The organism is Sphaerisporangium flaviroseum (genome assembly GCF_039537005.1).
Classification (GTDB): domain Bacteria; phylum Actinomycetota; class Actinomycetes; order Streptosporangiales; family Streptosporangiaceae; genus Sphaerisporangium; species Sphaerisporangium flaviroseum.
This window is the reverse complement of the sequence record NZ_BAAAZR010000010.1, coordinates 254,065-277,364: the sequence shown is the minus strand read 5'-3', so window position 1 is coordinate 277,364 and position 23,300 is coordinate 254,065. Positions and strand designations below refer to the sequence as shown.

The following is a 23,300-nucleotide window of genomic DNA, read 5'->3' as shown; positions in this document are numbered from 1 at the left end:
ACGGACATCGACGACAGCAGAGAACAAAGGGCGAACGGGGGGAGAACAGTGGTGGTATGTGCCCTCTACCAGCCACTCTTTCGGCAGCGGGGCCGAAAATTGTTTATTGTTTCGTCGTGCCGATGAAAGAGAACGACCTCCAGGCCGCCGTGCCGCCGCTCCAGCCCGATCGTTCCGTGCTCGCCGTGGCCCCGCCGCAGGACGGGCCGGGTCACTGGGCGGGCGCGCCGAGTTCCGTGCTGAGCGAGGGCGTGATCTACCTCGCCTACCGCCTTCGCCGTCCCATCGGCCAGGGCCGGGGCTATGCCATCGTGGTCGCGCGCTCCCTCGACGGCGAGCGCTTCGAGACGATCTACACGCTGAGGCGTGAAGAGGCCGACACCGAGTCGCTGGAGCGGCCCGCGCTCGTGCGCACCCCCGAGGGCACCTGGCGGCTCTACATCAGCTGTGCCACCCACAACTCCAAGCACTGGCGGGTCGAGGTGCTCGAGGCGGACGACCCCTCGCGGTTCGACTCCACCCGGCGCAGGGTCGTGCTGCCCGGTGACCCGAAGACCGGCGTGAAGGATCCCGTGATCGTCCACCACGACGGCGGCTGGCACCTGTGGGCCTCCTGCCACCCGCTCACGGAGGCCGGCGAGGAGGACCAGATGGTCACCGACTACGCCACCAGCGCCGACGGCCTGGAGTGGACCTGGCACGGCACCGCCCTGAGCGGACGCGCCGGCCTGTGGGACTCTCGCGGCGTCCGGGTGACGGCGGTGGTCCGATCCGGCGACACCTTCCTGGCCACCTACGACGGCCGCGCCAGCGCCGCCGAGAACTACGAGGAGCTTACGGGGCTCGCCACGGGGACCGACCCCGGCGTCCTCGCGCCCGTCGGCACCGAGCCGATCGCGCGGTCACCGTACGGCGGGCTGCGCTACCTCGACATCCTGGAGCTCCCGGACGGCCACCGGCGCCTCTACTACGAGATCACCAAACAGAACGGCGCGCACGAGCTGCGCACCGAGCTTCACTGAGCGCGGGCGGCGGTGACACCGGAGGCGTGGGCGGCCTGCCGGTGGTCAGGAGGGGCGCGGGCGGCCGTTGCGTGCCTGCCGCTGGCCGGGAGGCCGGTCGCCCATCAGCCCGCCCGATCTGTCGCGGGGCCCGAGCCAGTCGCCGAACTCCTTCCCGGTCACCCGCTCAAGCAGGGCGATGTCGTCCTGGAACCTCGGGATGAGAGCCTGCCGCTCGTCCCAGCTCAGCGGGCGGCGCGGCCGGCCCCTGTCCTGGAGCGCTCGTTCGAGGGGTTCGACCATGCGGACCGCCAGCGCCCCCGGCAGGTGACGTCCCAGCGTCGCGCCCGCCCTCAGCACGCGTGACAGCGCCTGGTGCCGCCGCGTCGGGTCGGGGTGGGCGGTCACGTTCTCGCGGGGCACCTCGGGGATCAGGCCCTGTTCCACGCCGAGGAACGCGCAGATGCGATCAAGCGTCGCCACCGGATCGTCGACCAGATCGCGGTAACGGAACACCAGGACGTTGTCCCGGGGGAACAGCCCGTACAGGTGCTCCAGTTGCTCCCCGTACCGGCCGAGACCGACGTAGTGCCAGAAGGCCGACCAGCCCGCCGCGACGCGGCGCTCCTCCTCGGCGCAGGCCCGCACCACGTCGTCGATGGGCTCCAGCCCCGCCGACCACAGGTGCGTCCAGTTCGAATGCGCCCGCTCCACGGGGTCGCGGAGGATGACGATCAGCTTGGCGTCCGGGATCAGCGCGTGGACGCGGCGCTGCGCCGTGCGGTCGTACAGGTAGAACGGCGTGGACTCTCCCGTCAGCGCCCCGGGGGGAGCCGGATCGAACAGCGCCTCGTAGTCCGCGCGTCGCCAGATGTGCTCCCTGAAGGTCTGCGCGTCCCCGGGACCGCCTCGTGCGGGTGGCGGGCCGTCGGTGAGGAAGAACTTGGGTTCCTTGACGGCGGACATGTACAACGAGGGGTGCCGCGCGAGCGCCGCGTGCAAGGCGGTGGTGCCCGCCTTGGGCGCCCCGATCACCAGGAAATCCGGTAGGGCCATCTGATCCCCCTGGCGCAGACGACATCAGCGAATCATTATACCTATCAAATACGTAGGAAATAGCGGCTTTATACCCCCATACCCAGGTTTTGATCGTCCGCTGCCGGGGAGATTCGGCGCGTGGAGGCGCGGGGCCGGGGCCGGCCAGGCGGGCCTTACCGGCCATTCCGCTTGCTAACATGCTGGTCGATGGCGCGCCCACGTACGGTCAGCGACGAGGAGATCCTCGCGGCGGTCACGCGCGTCGTCGGCCGCACCGGCCCCGGCAGGCTCACCCTGGCGGCCGTCGCGGAGGAGGCGGGCATCGCCCCGGCGACGCTGGTGCAGCGCTTCGGGTCCAAGCGCGCGCTCCTGCTCGGCCTGCACAAGGGCGACGCCCAAGCCGTGCGCGAGCGGTTGCGCGAGGCCGGCGAGGAACACGGCCCGGTCCTGGAGACGCTCGTCACCAACCTCATCGCACTGGCCGCCCCGGTGGCCGAGCCGGTGGCCTTCTCCAACCACCTCGCCGTCCTGCACCAGGACCTCAGCGATCCGGAGTTCCACGCCCAGGCGCGGGCACACGCGCGGGCCATGCGCGAGGAGATCGAGGACCTCCTGCGCCAGGCCGTGGCGGCCGGTGAGCTGCGGCGCGTCGACCTCGCGCAGCTCGCCCGCTCGGTGCAGACCACCTACAACGGCGCGCTGATCACCTGGGCGGTGCACCGCGAGGCGCCGCTGGAGAGCTGGCTGCGCCGCGAGCTCGACGCCCTGCTCTCACCCTGGCGGGCGGACGGCGCCTGAGATCCGTGCCGCGCCCGGCGTGCGGTGGTCGCTCAAGGGGGCGTGGTGGTCGGCGTCGGACGGGCCGTCGGGGTCGGCGTGCACGGTGGCCGCGCGCAGGCGGGGCACTTCGTGGATGAGCCGGTGTTCGGCCTCGACCGCCACCCCGTGCGCCTCGATCAGCGACATGCGGTGGTCGACGACGATGTCCACCTCGGCACGCAGGACGTGGCCGGTCCAGCGCATCCGCACCGAGCCCACCCGCCGCACCCCAGGGGTCGCGGCCAGCACCTCCTCGGCCTGGTCCATCAGCGCGGGGTCGACCGCGTCCATGAGGCGGCGGTAGATCTCCCGCGCCGTGTCCCGCAGCACCAGGCAGATGGCCACGGTGATCACAAGGCCGACGATCGGGTCGGCGACCGGGAAGCCGAGCGCCGCCCCGCCGGCGCCCAGCAGCACGGCCAGGGAGGTGAAGCCGTCCGTACGAGCGTGCAGGCCGTCGGCCACCAGGGCGGCCGAGCCGATCTCGCGGCCCGCCTTGATCCGGTAGCGGGCGACCCACTCGTTGCCGAGAAAGCCCACCAGGCCCGCGACGGCCACCCAGCCCAGCGCGTGGACCTCCTCAGGGTGGATCAGCCGCTGGACGGCCTGGTATCCGGCCAGGACCGCGGAGACGGCGATGACCCCCACGATGACCAGCCCCGCCAGGTCCTCGGCCTTGCCGTATCCGTAGGTGAAGCGGCGGGTCGCCATCCGCCGCCCGAGCCAGAAGGCGATCGCCAGCGGCACGGCCGTCAGGGCGTCTGCGACGTTGTGCAGCGTGTCACCGAGCAGGGCCACCGATCCGGAGAAGGTGAAGACCACCGCCTGCGCCACGGCGGTGAGGATCAGCACGGCGAACGACAGGCCGAGGACCCGCATGCCCCGGCTGCTGGACTCCAGGGCAGCGTCGGTCTTGTCCGCGCTGTCGTGGCCGTGCGGGGTGAGCATATGAGCGACACGCGCCCTCAGGCCGCCGGCCCACCTGCCCTGGACCGGCCCTTCGTGTCCATGCCCATGGCCATGCCCGTGTCCGTGCCCGTCGGGGGGTGAAGACCGGGACCGCTGCTGGTCGGACATGGTCACCTCGCTTGCGGACTGGGATCCGTGCGAGGAGTATATGTAGCCATGTACGCACGCGACAACGAATCAGGTGCGCATCCGTCGCAGGAGCGACCCACTGCCGCTCAGGTGGAGACGGCCGTCGAGGCCTTCCGCATGCTCAGCGACGGGACCCGGCTTCGCCTGATGTGGCTGCTCGCCTCAGGTGAGTACGACGTCTCCACACTGGCGGACGCCATCGAAGTGGCACGGCCCTCGGTGTCGCAGCACCTGGCGAAGCTGCGGCTGGCCGGTCTGGTCGAGACCCGGAGGCACGGACGCCGGGTCCTCTACCGCGCCCGCGACGCCCACGTCCGCCGCCTCATCGCCGAAGCCCTGTTCCACGCCGGCCACGAGGTCTCCGGTATCCCTCGCCACACGAGCTGACCATCGCATCGGCGTCACACGAACGAACGCGTATCCCGCCGGCAGTACCTCGAGCACACCGCAGGCCGGCGCCCGGGCACGGCCGCAGCGCGTATCCGAAGGTCAGATGCGCGCGCTCGGGCCGGGAGGGGTCGAAACGGTGCGGAGCGGGAAAGACGCGCGCGTCCCGGTTGGCGGCGGCGAGGTCCAGGACCACGAGGGTGCCGGGCGGGACGGTGAAGCGCGCCCGCCCCGCCCGGGGCTTCGATCAGGGCCAGGTGTAGTTGAGCTCGCGTTCGAAGTTGACGTATCCGGCCCGCTGGAACGCCCTGGCCATCGGGACGTTGCCGACGTCGGTCGACGCGCGGACGCGTGGCACGTCCTGTGCCGCGAGGATGCGCGTCCCCTCCGCGAGGATCTCGTCGATGTGGCCGTTGCCCCGGTGGGCGGGCACGACACCGATGTAGGCGATGATCGGGTTGTACGAGTTGTGCGCCGGGATGACGAACCCCACCGGCTCGCCGCCGGGCAGTGTGGCGACCCGCCACCAGTCTCTGGGGCTCGTGTAGCCCTCCAGCTCGCCGTCGTACTGCGCGGCGGCGGCCTGCTCGGGGGACATCCGGGTCAGATCGTCCTTGCTGTGGGCGTCCATACTCCCGTCCAGGACCAGCGTCATCAGCGCCACGAGCTCGTCACGGCCGGCCACCGGGCGGAACCGCAGGCGTCCCGTCGGGGCGGGGATCGGCGTGCCGGGGCGCCAGTTGTAGCGCAGCCGTTCGACGAACAGCCGGGCACCGGTCTGTTCGAGCGCCGCGACACGGTCCTCGACGGCCCGCAGGACGGCCGGGTCGTCGCGCCAGTCCGGCGGGACGTAGCGGCCGTACTCGGGCGGGCGGGCGCCCTGCGGCACGACCTCGGCCATCGCGGTCTTGAGCAGCCGGACGCCGATGTCCACCCGCTCGGGATCCTCAAGGTCGTCCGCGATGTCGAAGACGTCGAGCAGGAACGGCGCCGGGTCGTCCGGCCTGCTCCACCAGGCCACCCGGGCGACCAGGCGGTCGCCGCGGAGCGCCACCCACATCCACTGGGGCCGCCGCCGCCCCGAGGCGAGGTCGCCGGCGAGCTCGCGGTCGAGCACGTAGGGCAGCCGGCGGAAGAGATCGAGTTCGTCGCGTCCGGTGATCGGACGCATGGTCAGGTCATGCGGTACTGCGGTCAAGGCACTCTCCTGTGGAAGCGCGCCCGTTCGCACCGGGGTCAGCTGAGCCGCGTACCCGGGGAGGACACAAGCGCGGTGATCATGGGGTTCATCGCCTCATCCCTCCTCTCGTCTCGTCCCCGCCATACAGGCGAGGGATACAGCCGCCAGTTGTACAGCCACTCCGACCAGGGACGCAACCGCTTTTCGGCCCGCCGACACCGGCGTGGTGTCGCCCGACCAGCGCGGCGGGCGGGCGGTCAGCGGTGGGACAGGCCCGCGGCGCGGAGGTGGCGCAGGGTCCAGCCGCGCCCGTCTGGGGTCAACCGGGTGGTGGCGCTGGTGAAGAGCTCGGCCGCGCGCCGGTAGGAGAGCCGCCCTCGTCCCGTTACGGGGCATCGGTCGTGAGCAGGTGTGGTGGGGGCGGCCCGGCGTTCCGTCAGAAGGATCGGGCCCGCGGTCCGGCCGAGCAGGAGCAGGGGCAGCAGCCGTGCCGTGCCGCCCCGCCAGCGGATCGACGGGGCCTTCCGTGCGCGTCTGCGTACCAGGTCCAGATCGTCCACGTTCAGCGCGAGAATGCGTTCGATGGGAGCGGTGGCTTCGTAGAGAAGACGCCAGAATGTCTGCTCGCGAAGGCCGACGGGCAGATTGAAGATCATCTCCACCTCTTCAGGGGAGAGCGCGGAGGGTTCGCTGACCGGCGTGGAAGGCGGGCGGAGCCGCTGGAGGGGGTCGGCGTCGATCCAGCCGCGCGTGCGCCACCAGGCGATCGCGCCGCGCAGGATCGACAGCTCCCTGCTCACGGTCCGAGGATCGGCGGTCGAGGCACGCAGGCTGAGAGCGGTACGCAGCCGTTGCCCCATGTCCGGAGCGTCGAGCAGGGCCAGGGGCACGATGGGCGGAGCAGCACCGCGGCGATCCTTTCCTCGCGGTGGAGTCCTGCCGACAAGGTGCCAGGCCCACGTGGTGAGCGCGATGCGGTACACCCGACGCGAGGCTTCCCCGAGCCGCAGGGTGGCCAGATAGTGATCGATCGCCACGGCGTATTCGACAGGCGCCGTGGACGGGCTCACGGCCGGCTCCGAGTCGCCGGCGCAGGAGAACCCGGTCGCGAAGCCGAGTCCCGCAGTGACGTCATGCTTCGCATGGGGTTCCGGCTCGTCGCGGCCGCCGGGACGGAGGTGATGTCATGATGACTCACTTTTACCGCAGTAAATAACTGCGGATCGGGGGACGGAGTTCGAGTGTAACCGGCTGGAAACCGCTGCTGGCCGGGGGTCGGCTCTGGAGGTTTCGCCTCAGAGTGCTCCTGCAGTAAAGGGACTCAAGTTTGTTCAGTCCACCCCTTGAAGGGCAGGCCGGTCAGCTCGCAAGGTGAGGGGCCATGGCCTGGAACCGGACTCGACGACGCCTGACCGCTCTCTCCCATCGGAACCTGCGGCTGTTCTTCATCGGCGAGGCGACCTCGATGCTCGGTTCGTCGATGTCGACCCTGGCGGTGGCCTTCGCGGTGCTGGACGGCGGAGGCGGCCGGTCCGGCCTCGGATACGTCATGGCGGCGCGCATCGTGCCGATGGTCGTGTTCCTCATGGCCGGTGGCGTGCTCGCCGATGGACTGGGTCCTCGGCGCATCATGCTGTACGCCGACGCTCTGCGCTGCGTGACCCAGGCGATCCTCGCAGGGTCGTTGCTGTTCGGGCATCCGCCGATCTGGCTGTTCGTCGCGCTCGTCGCGGTCTGGGGAGCCGGAGAGGCGTTCTACGCCCCCGCCCGAGGGGCGCTGATCCCGCAGGTGGTGGCCGGTGGCGCCTCGTACACCGGCGACGCCAATGCGCTGGCCGGCCTGGCACAGTCGATGGCGTCCGTGGGCGGGCCGGCGATCGCCGGGGTCGCCGTCGCGATGGCCGGACCGGGCGTGGTCGTGGCCCTGGACGCGGGCACCTACGCGGTGAGCGTCGTGGCCCTCGTCCTGCTCCGCTCTACCGACCGCATCCCCGGCCGTACGCCCGAACCCGGCTCCGGCCGTACCCGCGAGAAGGGGGCGCTGCGGGAGGGATGGGCGGAGTTCCGGTCCAGGACCTGGCTGTGGGTGACGACACTGCAGTTCACGTTGTTCAACCTGCTCGTGTGGGCGCCGTTCCTCGTGCTGGGTCCCGTCGTCGCCCATGAGCGTTTGAACGGTGCGCGCGACTGGGGCCTGATCATGGCCGTCTACGGCGCCGGGGCCGTCGCGGGCGGCCTGGCCATGATGGGTGGCCGCATGCCGCGCCGTCCGCTTGTGGTCGCGACGGTCGCCACATTCGGATGGGCGCTGCCATCAGGTGCCATCGCCACGAGCATGCCCACCCTCGTCATCGCGGGTGCCGCACTCGTCGCGGGCGTCGGCTCAGCCGTCAGCGGGACGTTGTACGCGACCACGAACCAGCACCACCTACCGGCCGGGGTTCTGGCGCGGGTCACCGCGCTCACCACCGTCGGAGCATTCGTCCTGGGCCCTGTCGGCCTGGCCGCGGCCGGGCCGATGGCGACCGCTGTAGGCATCACGGCCGTGCTGGGCTTCGGCGCCGTCTGGCAACTCCTCGCGAGTTCCATCGTGCTCGCCGTACGGGAGGTCAGGGAGCTCGAGGGCGGACCGGCGGAGAGCGCTGGATGAGGGGGCCGACGCCTGTGCGGCCGGCTCGGATCCGGCTGCCGAGCCCACCGCCACGGTGCATACGGCGAGGAGTCCGTCCCGGGGATGACATCCTCGAGGCGGAGGCGTCGGGTGACGGCTGCGGATACCGTCGACAGGTGGACCATCCGGACGACCCGCGGCCGTTTGGCCGGTACGACCCTGGGCCGCGCCCGCCATCCGAGGAGCCGGGGTTGCGCCCGCCATCCGAGGAGCCGGGGTTGCGGCCGGTCCTCGGTCCGCGGGTCGGCCGGCGGCGGCTCATCGTCCTCGACGCGCTGGCCGCGGCGGGCTTCACCGCGCTGCTCCTGGCGTTCACGCTCTCGCGGGCGCCGGCGGACGGCGCCGCGGCGCTGCCGGCCCAGTGCCTGATCGTCGCCGCGATGGGGCTGCCCCTCGCGGTGCGCCGCCTGTGGCCGCTGCCCGTGTTCTGCTTCGTGCTGGCGATGACGGTGGTCTCGCTCTCCCTCGACATGGTGCGTGACTCCTTCGCCGCCGCCGCGTTCGCGCTCTACCTGGTCGCGCTCACCCAGCCGAGACTCCGCTGGGTGCCGACACGGACCATCGGCGCGCTGAGCGCCGTGGTGATCGTCGGCTCGGCGGTGGCCGGGCCCATCGGATGGTGGGTCGAGGACCTCTCCCCTCTCACCCCGCTGTTCGGCTCGACCATCATGGGCGGGGCCTGGACGATCGGCCGTGCCGTACGGGAGCGGCGCGTGTACGTCGCCCGCTCGGCCGCCGAGCTCGCCCGGCGGGCGGTCACCGAGGAGCGCCTGCGCATCGCCAGGGAGTTGCACGATGTCGTGGCGCACAGCATGACCGTGATCACCGTGAAGGCGGGCATCGCCGACCACGTCGCCGAGGCCCGGCCGCGGGAGGCCCGCGAGGCGCTGCGCGACATCGAGGCGGTGAGCCGGGGTGCCCTCACCGAGATGCGCCACATGCTCGGCGTCCTGCGTTCCGAGGCCGCCGATGGAGCACCGGCCGACCTCTACCCGCCCCCCGGCCTCGCGCGGCTGCCCGAGCTCGCCGAGCGGGCCGCACTGGCCGGAGTACGCGCCGAGCTGGACGTGCGCGGCGTGGACCGGCTGCCGGAGGGCGTGGAGCTGTCGGTCTACCGGATCGTCCAGGAGGCGCTGACGAACGTGGTGCGGCACGCCGCGCCGGCCCGGTGCCGGGTCACGGTCCATGGGGACGGAGGTCAGGTGCTGATCGAGATCACCGACGACGGGCCCGGGACGCGCGTGCCGCCCGGCCTGGCGGAGACGGCCCCCGGCCACGGCCTGGTCGGGATGCGCGAACGCGTCGTGATGTACGGCGGGGTCTTCAGCGCCGGGCCGAGGCCCGAGGGAGGCTTCGCCGTGTCGGCCCGACTTCCCTACGAGCAGGCCCGCCTCCCGTACGAGCCGGCCACCCGCTCGGACCGGGAGAACGGGACGGCGGGCGGACCCGCGAGCGGAACGACCGATGGAGCCCTGCGATGAACGGCACCATGGGCCGTGAGGGGTGTGATGACATCCGCGTGCTGGTGGCCGACGACCAGGCGCTGCTTCGCGGGAGCTTCCGTGTGCTGGTCGAGACCGCTCCGGGCCTCACGGTCGTCGGCGAGGCGGGCACCGGCGCGGAGGCCGTCGACCTGGCCCGCCGCGAGTGTCCCGACGTCGTGCTGATGGACGTGCGGATGCCCGAGATGGACGGCATCGAGGCGACCCGCCGGATCTGCGGCTCCGCGGAGACGGCGGGGGTGCGGGTCCTGATCCTCACCACGTTCGACCTGGACGCCTACATCTACGCGGCGCTGCGGGCGGGGGCCAGCGGGTTCCTGCTGAAGGACACCCGCCCGGCCGAGTTGCTGGCCGCCATCCATGTGGTCGCCTCAGGCGAGGCGCTGCTGGCCCCCACCGTGACCCGGCGCCTCATCGCCGAGTTCACCCGCAGGCCCGAGCCCGTCCAGCGCCTGCCCCGCGAGCTGGACGGCGTCACCGAGCGGGAACGCGAGGTTCTCACCCACATCGCCCGAGGCCTGTCGAACAGCGAGATCGCCGAACATCTGCACCTCAGTCTGGCCACGGTGAAGAGCCACGTCGGCCGCCTGCTCGCCAAGCTCCACGCCCGTGACCGCGCCCAGCTCGTCGTCGTCGCCTACGACAGCGGCCTGGTCTCGGCCCCGCCCCGCCTCTGAGGCCCGGACGGTCAACCGGCGGCGCGCGCGTACCTGGCCGACAGCTCTCGCACCAGGCCGACCAGCTCCGGCGGGTCGGTGACGGTGAAGTCGACGCCGAGCAGCCCGAGGTGGACCGCGAGCGTCTCCAGGCTGTCGGCTCCGGTGTCGAGGACGCAGGTGTGCTCGTCGACCGCCTCCACCGTGCCGACGGCGGGGTTGATCCGCGCCACCACCGCGGCGGCCGGCGCGTGCACGGTCACCCTGGCCCGGTGGCGCCAGGCCGCCGCCGAGACGCGCCGCGACACGTACGCCGCGACGTCGCCGTCGGGCGGTTCGCGCGGGGTGAAGCGCGGACCGGCCGGCGTGCGCGGCTCGATGCGGTCGACGCGGAACGACCGCCAGTCGTCACGGCCGTTGTCCCAGGCGACCAGGTACCAGCGCCGGCCCCAGTTGACCACGCGGTGCGGTTCGGCCACGCGCAGGCTGGCCGTGCCGTTGTGGTCGCGGTAGTCGAAACGCAGCCGCTCGTGGTCGCGGCAGGCCGCCGTCAGGACGGTCAGCACGGAGGGATCGACGACCGGAACCGGGCCGTCCGCGGGCACCCGCACCGTGTAGGCCTGCAAGGTGCTCACGCGGCGGCGCAGCCGTGCGGGCAGCACCTGCTCCAGCTTGGCCAGCGCCCGCAGCGAGGTCTCCTCGATGCCCGCGATCGCGCCGCCCGCGGCGGCGCGCAATCCGACGGTGACCGCGACGGCCTCCTCGTCGTCCAGCAGCAGCGGCGGCAGCGCCGAGCCCGCGCCCAGCCGGTAGCCGCCCACCGAGCCGCGGGTCGCGGTCACCGGATAGCCGAGGCTGCGCAGCCGTTCGACGTCGTTGCGCACCGTGCGGGTGCTCACGCCGAGCCGTTCCGACAGCTCAGAACCGGTCCAGTCGCGGGGGGTCTGCAGCAGCGACAGCAGGCGGAGCAGCCGCGCCGAGGTTTCCAGCATGACCGGCATCCTGTCACACCATTAGGAACATACCCATCCTAATGGTCTTCCAGTGTCAGGGACATGGCAGACACCCGGCGCGGGCCGCGGCCAGGGAGTACGGGCGGGTGGTCAGCGGTTCAGGTGACGGTAGCGCCGGACCGACAGCGGGAAGAAGACCGCCAGGAGCAGCAGCGGCCAGACGACCGCCATCAGCGGCGCGTGCTGTGCGGCCCAGGAGTCCCCGCCCCAGCCGGGGTTGCCGAACAGTTCCCGGGCCGCCGACACCGTGGCCGACATCGGGTTCCACTCGGCGATCGCACCGAGCCAGCCCGGCATCGTGGCGGGCGAGGCGAAGGTGTTCGACAGGAAGCCGAGCGGCCACACCAGGATCTGCACGGCCATGACCGCCTCAGGGCTCTTGATCACCAGCCCGAGCCAGATGCCCATCCACAGCAGGGCGAAGCGCAGCAGCAACAGCAGCCCGACCGCCATCAGCGCCGGGCCGGGACCCTCGTGCCAGCGCCAGCCGACCGCGAGGCCGCAAGCGATCATGACGGCCAGGCCGAGCACGGAGTTGAGCATGTCGGCGGCGCTGCGCCCGGCCACCACCGCCGAGGAGGCCATGGGCATGGACCGGAACCGGTCGGTGACGCCCTTGGCCACGTCGCCGCTGACCGCCGTGAACGTCGTCTCGATGCCGAAGACCATGGTCATGGCGAACATGCCCGGCATGAGGAACTCCCGGTAGTCCCCGCCGCCGGGGATCACCATCCCGCCGCCGAACAGGTAGCCGAACATCAGCACGATCATGACGGGGAACAGCAGCCCGACGATCACTTGTGCGGGCTGGCGAGCCCAGTGCGACAGGTCGCGCCGGGTGATGGTCCAGCCATCGGCGATGGCCCACCGCAGCCTGCTCCCCCGGGACAGGGACATCTCGCTCATGCCGCCGCCTCTCCTGGACGCGCCGGTTCCGTCGTGCGGTCCCCGGTGAGGTGGAGGAACACCTCGTCGAGGGTGGGGCGCCGCAGGGTGATGTCCTCGGCGGCGATCCCGGCGTCGTCGAGCGCCCGTACCACCTCGGTGAGTGCGGCCACGCGATCGCGCACCGGGGCGCTGACGCGGCGGGTGTCCACGTCGGGCTCCGCCTCGGCCCCCGTGACCCGCGCGACGATCGCCGCGGCGGCCGGAAGCCGCTCAGGCCGGCTGAGCACGACGTCGATCCGGTCCGCGCCGATCGACGACTTCAGCTGGTCGGGGCTGCCCTCGGCGATCACCCGGCCGTGGTCGACGACGCAGATCTTCGCGGCCAGCTGGTCGGCCTCCTCCAGGTACTGCGTGGTCAGCAGCACGGTGGTGCCTCCGGCCACCAGAGAGCCGACCGCCTCCCAGACCTCGGTGCGGCCACGTGGATCGAGCCCGGTGGTCGGCTCGTCCAGGAACAGCACCGGCGGTGCCAGGATCAGGCTGGCCGCCAGGTCGAGCCGCCGGCGCATGCCCCCGGAGAACCGCTTGACCGGCTTGCTCCCCGTGTCCGCCAATCCGAACCGGTCCAGCAACTCGTCCGCACGTCGCCGGGCGCGCGCCGCGCCGAGATGGTAGAGACGGCCGAACATCACCAGGTTCTGCCGGCCGCTCAGCACCTCGTCGAGCGCGGCGTGCTGCCCGACCAGCCCGATCCGGTGACGCGCCTGCGCCGCCCGCCGTACGACGTCGAACCCGGCGACCTCGGCCCGTCCGCCGTCGGGCCGCAGCAACGTGGTCATGATCCGTACCGCGGTGGTCTTCCCAGCCCCGTTCGGGCCGAGCAGCCCGCACACGGTGCCCTCCGGCACGGCCAGGTCGAACCCCGCCAGCGCCTCGGTGTCGCCGTACCGCTTGCGCAGCCCTTCGGCGACGATCGCGTGCTCCGTGGAACCCACTTCACCCTCCTCGTCCACCATTCCGTACACTGTACCGTACACCATACGGTACGGCCGTGGGGCGCGGAGGATAGGATCGGCTCACGATGACGATCGAGTACACCGGCGCGGGAGACCCCGCGCGCAGCCTCGCCCTGCTGTGGCGCACGAAGGAGAAGTCCAGCAGGAAGGGCAAGCCCGACCTCAGCGTCGACCGTGTCGTCCGGGCCGCGATCGAGATCGCCGACACCGACGGCCTGGCCGCCCTGTCCATGCGCCGTGTGGCCGAGCGCCTCGGCGTCGGCACCATGTCGCTCTACACCTACGTGCCGGGCAAGGCCGAGCTGCTCGATCTCATGCTCGACCTGGTGTACGGCGAGCCCGCGAGGCCGGCCGAGGTTCCCGGCGGATGGCGGGCCCGGCTCGAGCTGATCGCGCGCGAGAGGTGGGCCCTCTACCAGCGGCATCCGTGGATGCTGTACGTCGCCACCAGCCGCCCGGCCCTCGGGCCGAACGTGACCGCCGCCTACGAGTACGAGCTCGGCGCCATCGACGGGATCGGGCTCACCGACCTGGAGATGGACTCCGTCGTCACGCTCGTCTCCGGACACGTCCACGGCGCGGCGCGCGGGGCCGCCGAGGCCACCCAGGCCGAGCAGCGCACCGGCATGACCGACGAGCAGTGGTGGTGGGCCCACGCCCCCTACCTCAGCAAGGTCATGGACGCCACGCGCTTCCCCATCTCCTCGCGGGTCGGCACGGCGGCGGGCGAGGCCTACGGCGCCGCCTACAACGCCGAGCAGGCCTTCGAGTTCGGCCTGCAACGCATCCTCGACGGCATCGAGACCCTCATCGACAGCCGCGCACCACAAGCCCGATCAAGCCCCGGCACGCCCCAGCGGGACACATGACACCGCGGGCCATCCGTCCCGTTCGTCGCCGCCGCGACAGTGCCCGCACCGGCGGCGGAGACTTCAGCGCGAGGTGGCGTGGGGCGATCTAGCATCGAAGTCCGCTTCCTCACCGGTTTCGAAGGGTGCCCCTGACGAAGGCTCCTCTACGGCAATGGATGAGGATGGATGGGGGTGGCTGGGCGTGGCCGATGGCGCGCAGGCATTATGGTCATCGCGGTGACGGAGTCTTGTACTAGCGGCGTGGGAGGGTGCCGGTGGATGGCAGTGGACATACGTCCGCGTACTGGCCGATCACCGATGATCTGAGTATGTTGCGCGGCCTGGTACGCAGCTATGCCGGGCAGGCCGGGCTGTCCGGGGTCCGCCTGCAGGATCTGGTCCTGGCGGTCAACGAGGCCGCCGCGAACGTGCTCGATCACGCCCATGGCGAGGGTGAAATCCAGGCGTCCCGGGATGACCGGTTCGTCACGGTGGAGGTTCGTGACTACCTCGGGCAGCTCATTCCCGCCCACGCCGACGCCGGCAATCCGGGCGTGGCGACTCTGCGCGGCCGGGGTCTTTGGCTCATGCGACAGCTGTGCGACGAGGTCCTGATCACCAGGGACGCCAACGGGTCGGCGGTGCGGCTGCGGCAGGCACTCAGCGAAGCCCCGGCGCCCGCCTGATCACACGTGCGTGGCCGAGCCACGCTGTGCCGAGCCCCGATTGTGCGGAGTGTGACGGCCGAGCCGCACCACGGTGCCCGGCCCGATGGCGTCGATCGCCGCTGATGGTGCTCGTGACCTGGTCGGCCGCCGCCTCGAACGGCACCTGTCGAGCCGGTGATTCAGCGGAGAGTATTCGGTCAAGATTGTTGATGAAGTGGGCAGGCCTGCGCGCTTCGCATATCGTCACCGAGGTGGAGCACTGTTGTCGACATCCAGGCCCGGTCCTGATGACCGCCTCGACCCGGGCTCGGCACGACGCCGCGGTGCTCCGCCATCAGCGCCCTGCCTCCTCCGCCAACCTCCGCCGAGACAAGCGGCCGCATCGTGAGTAGGTCATCCATGAACTTCACCGTGCATGTCGACGCCGGGTCCGACGCTGCCCGCCCTTCTCCAGTGCGCACCCTGGTGCTCACGGGGGAACTCGACCACGGCAGCGCCCCGCACCTGCAGCGGGCCTTGGAAGAGGCCTACGCCGAGCAGTGCCATCAACTGGTCATCGACGTCACCGGCCTGTCGTTCTGCGATTCCACCGGCATCAGCGTCTTCCTCGGCGCGCGCCGTGCCCTGGCCGCGCGCAAGGGAAGCGTCGCGCTGGCCGGTCTCAACTCGCGCATCGAGAGGATCTTCCGCCTCACCGGCCTGGCCAGCGCGTTCTCCACCTACCCCACCGCCGACGAGGCCCGCGCCGCCATCTCCGCCTCCTGACCCACGATCACGCCCGGGGCCGCGCCGGCCGGTGACTCGTCAACGGCCCGCTAGCCGGGCGCCAGCCAGGCGGCCGTGTCAGGCGGCAGCAGGCCGCCCGCCGTCGGCCCGCTGGTGAGGAGCCGCTCGTCGCGGGCCGGCAACGGCACCGGCCGGGGCGAGAGGTTGACCAGGCAGCGCAACGCGGCTCCGCGTTCGAACGCCAGGACGTGCTCGGGCGCCTCCATCCACCGCAGCGGCCCACCCTCGCCGCCCAGACGCGCCCGGCGGAGCCTCAGCGCCTTCCGGTAGAGCGCGAGCGTCGAGCCGGGGTCCGCCGCCTGGACCTCGGCGCTGAGATCGCGCCACTGCGGCGGCTGCGGCAGCCAGGGGCTCGTGCCGCCGAACCCCAGCGACGGCCCGGCAGGCGACCAGGGAAGGGGCACGCGGCATCCGTCCCTGCCACGGATCCGGTGGCCGGAGCGTTCCCAGATGGGGTCCTGAAGCGCCTCGGCCGGCAGGTCGTCCACCTCGGGGAGCCCGAGCTCCTCGCCCTGGTAGAGGTAGGCCACGCCGGGCAGCGCCAGCATGAGCAGCGCCGCCGCCCGCGCCCGCCGGGTGCCCAGTGCCAGATCGACCGGGTTGCCGTCGAGCTCACGACGCCACCGCGTCCAATCGCCGTCCACGCCGTACCGGGTGACGTGCCGGGTCACGTCGTGGCTGGACAGCACCCACGTGGCGGGTGCGCCCACCTCCTCCAGCTCCGCGAGATGCTCGTCGATGGTCCGGCGCAGCTCGCCCGCGTTCCATGGGCACTTGAGGAAGTCGAAGTTGAACGCGGTGTTCAGCTCGCCGGGACGCAGGTACCGCGACAACCCGCCGTTCCTGACCCGCCAGGCCTCGGCCACGAAGATCCGCGCGCCGCCGGGCGTCTCCACGTAGGAGTCGGCGACCCGGCGCCAGGCGCGGTACACCTCGTGGACCTCGTCTCGGTCCCAGTGCGGATGGCCGGCCACCCTCCGGTCGGCGCTCTGCTCGCCCTCGATCGGCTTCACGGTCGTCGCGGTACGGGGCGCGGCGCCGGGCGGCAGGAGGTCGGGCAGCAGCGGGTCCTTGGCCAGCCCGTGGGCCACGTCGATGCGGAACCCGTCGACGCCCCGGTCGAACCAGAACCGCAGGATCGACTCGAACTCGGCGCGCACGTCGTCGTTGGCCCAGTTGACATCGGGCTGCTCGGGCGCGAACAGGTGGAGGTACCACTCCTCGGGCACGCCTCCGGGGCCGGTCACCCGCGTCCAGGCCGGGCCGCCGAAGACCGAGCCCCAGTCGTTGGGCGGTAAGGCCCCGTCCGCGCCACGCCCCGGCCGGAACCAGTAGCGTTCCCGCTCGGGTGATCCGGGCCCGGCGGCCAGCGCGGCGGCGAACCACCGGTGCCGGTTGGACGTGTGGTTGGGGACGATGTCCAGGATGACCCGCAGGCCATGCCCGTGGGCCTCCTCGATCAGGAGCTCGGCCTCGGCGAGCGTGCCGAGCTGCGGGGCGATCGCGCGGAAGTCGGCCACGTCGTACCCGCCGTCGGCCATGGGGGAGTCGTACCAGGGTGTGATCCACATCGCGTCGACGCCGAGGCCGGCCAGGTAGGGCAGGCGTGAGCGGATGCCGGCGATGTCGCCCACGCCGTCGCCGTTCCCGTCGGCGAAACTGCGGATGTAGACCTGGTAGATCACCGCGTGACGCCACCAGCCGGCGGGGGATGTGGGGGAGGACGCGAACTCTGCAGTCATATTTCTGGTGTCACCCGGCCATCGCGGCGGCAACCATGAGCGGCGCGTGCGTTCGGCAGGCGCTCCGCCTCTGGGGACGGCCGGCGCGCCAGGCCGCGGCGGCGCTCATCGGGTCCGCCGTGAGCGTGGCGCCGAGGCGATGGGGGCCGGTGCGGCCTCGGGGTCGCGGGCGAGGACCGAGCGGCCGCCGTCGACGGGCACGGTGGCGCCGTTGACGAAGCTCGCCTCCGCCGACAGCAGGTGGACGACCACGGCCGCGACCTCCTCGGGCCGCGCGACCCTGCCGAGCGGATGCAGCCTGCCCATCTCCTGCTCCGTCCGCGCGGAGGCCTCCGGTCCCTGCGCGTCGAGGAGATCCCGGTAGCGCTCGGTGGCGACCGACCCGGGCGCGGCGGCGTTGGCGCGGATGCCGTACGGCCCGTACTCCACCGCGAGCGCGCGGGTCAGCCCCTCCACGGCGGCCTTGGCCGTCACGTACGGCAGGCAGCCGGGCACGGCCTGGCGCGCCTGGTACGAGGAGACGTTCACGATGGCCCCGCCTGTCCCCTCCGCGAGGAACCGGCGGACGGCGACGGCGGACCCGGTGACGGCCGCGTCGAGGCTGCCGGCGATGAGGTCCAGCACCACCTGGACGGGCGCGGAGTGGAGGGAGGCGTCCCGGAAGACGGCGGCGTTGTTGACCCAGCCGCTGAGCGTGCCGATGGCGCTCGCCCGGTCCGCCGCCCGCTCGGCGACGACCTCGTCGGCGGCGTCACCGGCCACGGCGGCGACGCGCCCCCGCGCGGGATGGCCGTCCACCCAGGCCAGGGCCTCGGTGTCCCGCTCGATCGCCACCACGCCCTCACCTCCGCGCAGGAGCCGCTCGGCCACCGCTCTGCCGATGCCGCGCCCGCCGCCGGTCACGACGTTCGATCTGATCATGCTCATCTCCCTTCGGCCCTCCCATCAGACGGGATCGGCCGGAGCTGTGTCAACCGCTTCGATCGAAGCACTTCGATACTCTCTGCGGCGGCGGTATGATCCGATCAACGTCCCGACCGCGATCCACGAGGAGCGCCGTGCCGAGCCCGGCCACCATCTACGACGTCGCCACCGAGGCGGGCGTCAGCATCTCGACGGTGTCGCTGGCCCTCAACTCCCCCGGCCGCGTCAGCGCGGGGACGCGGCGCAAGGTGCTCGCCGCCGTGGACTCGCTCGGATTCGTCCCCAAGCCCGACGCGGTCGCCCGCGCCCGCCGGGGGGTCGGGCGGGTGGGCGTCATCGCGCCCTACACCTCCCACCCCACGGTGGCCCGCCGCCTCAACGGCATCCTGGCGGCCGTCGGCGGCCGGCCGGTCGAGGTCGTGCTGTTCGACCAGGAGTCGGCGGCGCAGAGCTCCGCTCCCCTGCTAGCCAGCCTGCCCGTCACCGGCCGGTTGGACGGGCTCGTGGTGGTCAGCCTGCCGCTGGACGAGAGCGTGGCCGGCCGCCTCACCGGGCTGCGGCTTCCCACCGTGCTGGTCGACGTCCGCCACCCCGGCTTCGACTCCGTCCACACCGACGACGCCGAGGGCGGGCGTCTCGTCGCCGAGCACCTGCTGGCCCGCGGGCACCGCCGGTTGGCGTTCCTCGGCGAGGCGCAGCGCACCCACCTGTACGTCTCACCCTCGCAGCGCCGGCTCGCCGGCTACCGCGCCGCGCTGGCCGAGGCCGGTCACCCGCCGGCCCAGGACGACATCCGGTTCGCGGGTCATGGCCTGCGGCCCGCCATCGCCGCCGCCACGGACCTGCTGTCGGCGCCCGGCCGTCCCACCGCCGTCTTCGCGGGCGACGACACCCTCGCGGCCGGCGTGCTGGCGGCGGCGCGCACGCTCGGCCTCGATGTGCCCGCAGACCTCGCCGTGGCCGGCTTCGACGACGGTGAGCTGGCCGAGGCCCTGGAGCTGACGACCGTGCGCCAGCCGCTGGAGGAGTCCGGCCGCGCGGCCATGGAGCGTCTCCTCGGGCTGCTCGACGCGCCCGGCACTCCGCGCGAGGTGACCCTGAGCCTGGAGCTGGTCCCCCGCCGCACGACCTGATCAGTGCCGGCGGGCGCGGATTCACGGCGCCCGGTACGGCCTCACGCGCCCAGGACGGTCATCCCGCCAGCCTGCCAGGGTCGTACGACGTCCCGTGGTCGGCGCAGATCGTGGCCAGGGAGTCCAGGGAGATGCCGAGCGCCTCGGCCAAGGCGGAGACGGTGAAGAAGGCGGGCGTGGGGATCCTGCCCGTCTCGATCTTCCGCAGGGTCTCGGCGGAGATCCCCGCGGTGGCCGCGACCTCGGCCATGCTGCGGGCGCCTCGCGCCTCGCGCAGCAGGGAGCCGAGCAGCTCCCCGCGTCGGCGTTCGGACCCGGTCAAGGGGATGCGCACCATGGGATCCATAGTAGCGTGATAGTAATACCGGTATAGAAATTGGAGGTCGTGTCCCGTGGTGGAGATCAAGACAGACGGCGAGCTGGGTGCCATGCGCGAGTCGGGGCGCGTGGTGGCCCGCGCGCTGGCGGCGGTGCGCGAGCGGGCGGTCGCCGGGGTCACCTTGACGGAACTGGACGAGGTCGCCCGCACGGTGATCTTCGAGGCCGGGGCGACCGCGCCGTTCCTGAACTACAAGCCCGTCTTCGCGCCGACGCCGTTCCCCGCGGTGATCTGCGCGTCCGTGAACGACGTGCTCGTCCACGGCATCCCGGACGGTTACCGGCTTCGCCCCGGCGACCTGGTGAGCATCGACTGCGGCGCACGGCTGGACGGGTGGACCGGTGACTCGGCGATCAGCTTCACCGTCGGTCCCGCCCGCCCCGAGGACGCCGAGCTGATCGAGACCACCGAGCGGGCCCTGCGCGCCGGCATCGCGGCGGCGGTCCCGGGCGGCCGGATCGGCGACATCGGCCACGCCGTCGGCACGATCGGCAAGGACCGCCGGTGGGGCATCCCCACCGACTTCGGCGGCCACGGGATCGGGCGGCACATGCACGAGGACCCGCACGTCCCCAACCGCGGCAAACCCGGTCGCGGGATGAGGCTGCGGCACGGCATGGTGCTGGCGATCGAGCCGATGTTCATGGCGGGCGGCGACGACCGTTACCGGGTGGCATCCGACGGCTGGGCACTGCGCACCTTCGACGGCAGCCGGGCCGCGCACGCCGAGCACACCGTGGCGGTCACCGACGACGGCCCCCGCGTCCTCACCCTGCTGTGAGACCCGTGCCGACCGGCGACGGGTCACCGCAAGGGCCGGTGGGTGTGCCGAGCGTCGCGGCGTGGCCCGTACGATCGGGAATGTGGAAAACCGTGAATTGGGCAGGACGGGCAGGCAGGTCGGGGCGGTAGGCCTCGGCGCGTGGCAGCTGGGCGCCGACTGGGGCGAGGTCGGAGAGGACGAGGCGCTGGCGACGTTGAACGCCGCCGTCGACGCCGGGGTCACCTTCATCGACACCGCCGATGTGTACGGCGACGGCCGCAGCGAGCAGATCGTCGGCCGGTTGATCAAGGAGCGCCCGGGGCTGACCGTGGCCACCAAGATGGGCCGCCGCGTGCCGCAGGAGCACTCCGCCTACACCCTGGACAACTTCCGCGCCTGGAACGACCGGTCACGCGAGAACCTCGGCGTCGACACCCTCGACCTGGTGCAGCTGCACTGCCCGCCGACCTCCGTGTACGGCGACGACGCCGTCTACGACGCCCTCGACACCATGGTCGAGGAGGGCAGGATCGCCGCCTACGGGGTCAGCGTGGAGACCTGCGAGGAGGCCCTGACCGCCATCGCGCGGCCGAACGTGGCCACCGTGCAGATCATCCTCAACGCCTTCCGCCTCAAGCCGCTGGAGCGCGTCCTTCCCGCCGCCATCACCGCCGGGGTCGGGATCATCGCGCGCGTGCCGCTGGCCAGCGGGCTGCTGTCGGGCCGTTACGACGAGCACACCAGCTTCGCCCCCGACGACCACCGGGCGTTCAACCGCCACGGCGAGGCGTTCGACGTCGGCGAGACGTTCTCCGGCGTCGACTACGCCACCGGCCTTCGGGCCGTGGAGCGGCTCAGGCCCCTGGTGCCGGAAGGGATGACGACGGCCCAGTTCGCGCTGCGCTGGATCATCGACCAGCCCGGCGTCAGCGTGGTGATCCCCGGGGCACGCAACGAGCGGCAGGCCAAGGCGAACGCCGCCGCCGCGGAGCTGCCCCCGCTCGACGACGGGACCCGGGCGGCCGTCGCCGGTGTGTACGACGAACTGATCCGCCCCCAGGTCCACCACCGCTGGTAGCCATCGTGGAACCGCAACCCGAGCCGGAACCGCTCCCCGAGCCGGAACCGCTCCCCAGGCCGGACCCACCGCCCGGCCCAGAACCCCACCCCGGGCCGAAGCCACCGCCCGGCCCAGAACCCCACCCCGGGCCGAAGCCACCGCCCGGCCCAGAACCCCACCCCGGGCCGAAGCCACCGCCCGGCCCGGGACCACGCCCTGGCCCGGGGCCTCTGCCTGGACCGGAGCCACTGCCCGAGCCTGAGCCGGAGCCACATCCCGGGCCCGAGCCACCCTCCCGGCGGCCGCCCGAACCGGTGCCGCCGCCGACGCCCCGGCCGCTCCCCGAACCGGAACCGCCACTCGGACCGGGCCCTCCGCCCGGGCCGGACCCGCTGCCAGGCCCCCGGCCGCTCCCCCGGCGGGAACCGCCGCTCGGACCGCAGCCCCTGCCCTCAGAACGGCGACCCGGCCCAGAGCCCCTGCCCGACCCCGGCCCCCTGCCCCGACCTGGACCGAAGCCCGGACCCGGACCGGTGCCGGAACCTGGACCGGTGCCGGAACCTGGACCGGTGCCGGAACCCGGACCAGTGCCGGAACCCGGACCAGTGCCGGAACCTGGACCGGTGCCGGAACCCGGACCAGTGCCGGAACCTGGACCCCCGCAGAGTGGCATTCGCCCCTGAACCTGCTTTTGAGGGGACAAGGTGAGATCCGCCCCGGCCTGCTCACGCCGGGGCGTGGATGGCTCTCGCGAGTGTGTGTGACCGGGCGGAGTGGCTGAGCACGTCGGTGCTGTCGCAGAACTGGTCTATCGAGCCCGCCGGTGACAGCGAGCGCACCGCCGGGCCCACCGTGGCCAGCAGGGCGTCGGCGAACCGATCGCCGCCGATCACGCGGAACGGCCGGTCGAAGTACATGCGCACCGACCCGTCTATCGGCTCGGTCAGCGCCAGCCGGTTGTGCAGGGCCGCGACCCGCTCGTACGCGCGGCACAGGTGCTCCTCGCGCTCGCGCCAGCCACGGGCGGAGAGCGCCGATGCGAACATCTCCCCCAGCTCGGCCGACCCCGACATGCGGGCGAACGCGCTGCCCAGCCACTTGGCGTACGGCGGGTAGCGCCGCCGCATCAGCAGGCACAACCGCATGAGGTCCTCGACGAGGCGGGCGGTGACCACCACCGATCCGAGGTCGTCCCCCACCTCTCCGCAGCGGCCGGGGAAGGACTCCATCTGGGCGACACGCCGCCACTGGCACGCCAGTACGTACCGCCAGACGTCGCCAGGGTACCACCGCAGGTTGGCCCGGGCCCTGCCGAGCTCACCGAGGCCGTCGTGGAAGACCTCTCCGCTGGTCACCTCCGCCAGGCGCTGCCAGGACGCCCCCAGCCAGTCGGAGGTGGTGATCTCGCCGCGCGGGTCGAAGCCCAGCCGGGCGCGCGCCCACGATCCGAACCCGGCGACGACGACGCCGTGGTGGACGGGATTGCGGTCGGACCCGAACGCGGTGGGGTATCCCCCGAACCGTTCGGGCAGGCCGTCGTCCAGGCGGGCCGCCAGCCCGCCGACCAGCGACGGCTCGACGAAGATCAGGACCCGTGGCCCCCAATCATGGTCGGCGGACCTCTCGGTGTCGAAGGCCAGAACTTCCGATCCAGGGCCGATCAGCGCGGCGCCGTGGGCGACTTCACCGATGAGCGGCTGGACCACTTCCGTATAAAACGCACGT

At 72.4% G+C, this 23,300-nt stretch carries 23 protein-coding genes and 1 pseudogene; 12 read left to right on the top strand and 12 right to left on the bottom strand.

The features are described 5' to 3' along the window. Positions 1 to 122: 122 nt before the first annotated feature. Positions 123 to 1,022: a glycoside hydrolase family protein gene (locus ABD810_RS22020; protein ID WP_344943394.1), complete on the top strand. Its 900-nt coding sequence runs from the start codon at positions 123 to 125 to the stop codon at positions 1,020 to 1,022. A 45-nt stretch (positions 1,023 to 1,067) separates the two neighbouring features. On the opposite strand, the gene ABD810_RS22015 is transcribed toward ABD810_RS22020, so the two are convergent. Next, positions 1,068 to 2,057: a sulfotransferase family protein gene (locus tag ABD810_RS22015; protein WP_344943392.1), complete on the bottom strand. Its 990-nt coding sequence runs from the start codon at positions 2,055 to 2,057 to the stop codon at positions 1,068 to 1,070. Between the two features lie 189 nt (positions 2,058 to 2,246). On the opposite strand from ABD810_RS22015, the gene ABD810_RS22010 reads away from it, so the two are divergent. Beyond that, complete coding sequence (locus ABD810_RS22010) at positions 2,247 to 2,837, top strand: TetR/AcrR family transcriptional regulator (protein WP_344943389.1); 591 nt, start codon at positions 2,247 to 2,249, stop codon at positions 2,835 to 2,837. Here ABD810_RS22010 and ABD810_RS22005 read toward each other — a convergent pair. Continuing rightward, the gene (locus tag ABD810_RS22005) at positions 2,811 to 3,806 is read right to left on the bottom strand and encodes a cation diffusion facilitator family transporter (protein ID WP_344943386.1); all 996 of its coding nucleotides are present in this window, start codon (positions 3,804 to 3,806) and stop codon (positions 2,811 to 2,813) included. The genes ABD810_RS22010 and ABD810_RS22005 overlap by 27 nt on opposite strands. Before the next feature lie 177 nt (positions 3,807 to 3,983). Between ABD810_RS22005 and ABD810_RS22000 the strand changes: the two genes are divergently transcribed. Next, complete coding sequence (locus tag ABD810_RS22000) at positions 3,984 to 4,343, top strand: ArsR/SmtB family transcription factor (RefSeq protein WP_344943383.1); 360 nt, start codon at positions 3,984 to 3,986, stop codon at positions 4,341 to 4,343. On the opposite strand, the pseudogene ABD810_RS21995 reads toward ABD810_RS22000, so the two are convergent. The 3 genes and pseudogenes from ABD810_RS21995 to ABD810_RS21985 form a co-directional block, all read right to left on the bottom strand. Next, positions 4,279 to 4,551 (bottom strand): annotated as a pseudogene (locus ABD810_RS21995) (cytochrome P450); the annotation flags it as partial. The gene ABD810_RS22000 and the pseudogene ABD810_RS21995 overlap by 65 nt on opposite strands. A gap of 39 nt (positions 4,552 to 4,590) precedes the next feature. Further along, positions 4,591 to 5,541: a GNAT family N-acetyltransferase gene (locus ABD810_RS21990; RefSeq protein WP_344943380.1), complete on the bottom strand. Its 951-nt coding sequence runs from the start codon at positions 5,539 to 5,541 to the stop codon at positions 4,591 to 4,593. 239 nt (positions 5,542 to 5,780) lie between these two features. Beyond that, positions 5,781 to 6,593, bottom strand: coding sequence for a site-specific recombinase (locus tag ABD810_RS21985; protein WP_344943377.1), 813 nt, complete (start codon positions 6,591 to 6,593; stop codon positions 5,781 to 5,783). A 311-nt stretch (positions 6,594 to 6,904) separates the two neighbouring features. On the opposite strand from ABD810_RS21985, the gene ABD810_RS21980 reads away from it, so the two are divergent. The 3 genes from ABD810_RS21980 (at position 6,905) to ABD810_RS21970 (ending at position 10,373) form a co-directional block, all read left to right on the top strand. Then, entirely contained in the window at positions 6,905 to 8,173 is a 1,269-nt protein-coding gene (locus ABD810_RS21980) for an MFS transporter (RefSeq protein ID WP_344943374.1), read from the top strand. Between the two features lie 212 nt (positions 8,174 to 8,385). Next, positions 8,386 to 9,675 carry a sensor histidine kinase gene (locus tag ABD810_RS21975; protein ID WP_344943371.1) on the top strand — a complete coding sequence of 430 codons (1,290 nt, stop codon included), beginning with the start codon at positions 8,386 to 8,388 and terminating at the stop codon, positions 9,673 to 9,675. Beyond that, the gene (locus ABD810_RS21970; RefSeq protein WP_344943368.1) at positions 9,672 to 10,373 is read left to right on the top strand and encodes a response regulator; all 702 of its coding nucleotides are present in this window, start codon (positions 9,672 to 9,674) and stop codon (positions 10,371 to 10,373) included. The genes ABD810_RS21975 and ABD810_RS21970 overlap by 4 nt, the downstream gene beginning before the upstream one ends. Before the next feature lie 11 nt (positions 10,374 to 10,384). Here ABD810_RS21970 and ABD810_RS21965 read toward each other — a convergent pair whose 3' ends face one another. The 3 genes from ABD810_RS21965 to ABD810_RS21955 form a co-directional block, all read right to left on the bottom strand. Beyond that, positions 10,385 to 11,344 (bottom strand): helix-turn-helix transcriptional regulator, encoded by a 960-nt coding sequence (locus ABD810_RS21965; RefSeq protein ID WP_344943365.1) that lies wholly within the window; start codon positions 11,342 to 11,344, stop codon positions 10,385 to 10,387. A gap of 111 nt (positions 11,345 to 11,455) precedes the next feature. After that, complete coding sequence (locus tag ABD810_RS21960) at positions 11,456 to 12,271, bottom strand: ABC transporter permease (protein ID WP_344943362.1); 816 nt, start codon at positions 12,269 to 12,271, stop codon at positions 11,456 to 11,458. Continuing rightward, positions 12,268 to 13,248 (bottom strand): ATP-binding cassette domain-containing protein, encoded by a 981-nt coding sequence (locus tag ABD810_RS21955; RefSeq protein WP_344943359.1) that lies wholly within the window; start codon positions 13,246 to 13,248, stop codon positions 12,268 to 12,270. Before ABD810_RS21955 ends, ABD810_RS21960 begins: the two co-directional genes overlap by 4 nt. An 86-nt stretch (positions 13,249 to 13,334) precedes the next feature. Here ABD810_RS21955 and ABD810_RS21950 point away from each other — a divergent pair, with 86 nt between their 5' ends. From ABD810_RS21950 to ABD810_RS21940, 3 genes are all read left to right on the top strand, one after another. Then, the gene (locus ABD810_RS21950) at positions 13,335 to 14,138 is read left to right on the top strand and encodes a TetR/AcrR family transcriptional regulator (RefSeq protein WP_344943356.1); all 804 of its coding nucleotides are present in this window, start codon (positions 13,335 to 13,337) and stop codon (positions 14,136 to 14,138) included. Between the two features lie 311 nt (positions 14,139 to 14,449). Then, the gene (locus tag ABD810_RS21945) at positions 14,450 to 14,806 is read left to right on the top strand and encodes an ATP-binding protein (protein ID WP_344943353.1); all 357 of its coding nucleotides are present in this window, start codon (positions 14,450 to 14,452) and stop codon (positions 14,804 to 14,806) included. A gap of 381 nt (positions 14,807 to 15,187) precedes the next feature. Further along, a complete protein-coding gene (locus ABD810_RS21940; protein ID WP_344943350.1) occupies positions 15,188 to 15,553 on the top strand; it encodes an STAS domain-containing protein in 366 nt (121 codons plus the stop codon). Positions 15,554 to 15,603: 50 nt separating this feature from the next. Here ABD810_RS21940 and ABD810_RS21935 read toward each other — a convergent pair whose 3' ends face one another. Together ABD810_RS21935 and ABD810_RS21930 are read right to left on the bottom strand one after the other, a co-directional pair. Then, on the bottom strand, positions 15,604 to 17,316 hold the full coding sequence (locus ABD810_RS21935; protein WP_344943347.1) for a glycoside hydrolase family 13 protein: 1,713 nt from the start codon (positions 17,314 to 17,316) through the stop codon (positions 15,604 to 15,606). A 105-nt stretch (positions 17,317 to 17,421) separates the two neighbouring features. Then, a complete protein-coding gene (locus ABD810_RS21930) occupies positions 17,422 to 18,237 on the bottom strand; it encodes an SDR family NAD(P)-dependent oxidoreductase (RefSeq protein ID WP_344943344.1) in 816 nt (271 codons plus the stop codon). Between the two features lie 137 nt (positions 18,238 to 18,374). On the opposite strand from ABD810_RS21930, the gene ABD810_RS21925 reads away from it, so the two are divergent. After that, positions 18,375 to 19,373, top strand: coding sequence for a LacI family DNA-binding transcriptional regulator (locus ABD810_RS21925; RefSeq protein WP_344943341.1), 999 nt, complete (start codon positions 18,375 to 18,377; stop codon positions 19,371 to 19,373). Positions 19,374 to 19,431: 58 nt separating this feature from the next. Here the strand turns inward: ABD810_RS21925 and ABD810_RS21920 are convergent, their stop codons facing one another. Beyond that, positions 19,432 to 19,710 (bottom strand): helix-turn-helix domain-containing protein, encoded by a 279-nt coding sequence (locus ABD810_RS21920; RefSeq protein ID WP_344943339.1) that lies wholly within the window; start codon positions 19,708 to 19,710, stop codon positions 19,432 to 19,434. A gap of 55 nt (positions 19,711 to 19,765) precedes the next feature. Here ABD810_RS21920 and map point away from each other — a divergent pair, with 55 nt between their 5' ends. Both map and ABD810_RS21910 read left to right on the top strand, forming a co-directional pair. Then, positions 19,766 to 20,533, top strand: coding sequence for a type I methionyl aminopeptidase (gene map, locus ABD810_RS21915; protein WP_344943336.1), 768 nt, complete (start codon positions 19,766 to 19,768; stop codon positions 20,531 to 20,533). Between the two features lie 82 nt (positions 20,534 to 20,615). Further along, entirely contained in the window at positions 20,616 to 21,593 is a 978-nt protein-coding gene (locus ABD810_RS21910; RefSeq protein ID WP_344943333.1) for an aldo/keto reductase, read from the top strand. 707 nt (positions 21,594 to 22,300) lie between these two features. Here ABD810_RS21910 and ABD810_RS21905 read toward each other — a convergent pair. After that, the gene (locus tag ABD810_RS21905; protein ID WP_344943330.1) at positions 22,301 to 23,281 is read right to left on the bottom strand and encodes a DUF4037 domain-containing protein; all 981 of its coding nucleotides are present in this window, start codon (positions 23,279 to 23,281) and stop codon (positions 22,301 to 22,303) included. Between the last annotated feature and the right edge of the window lie 19 nt (positions 23,282 to 23,300).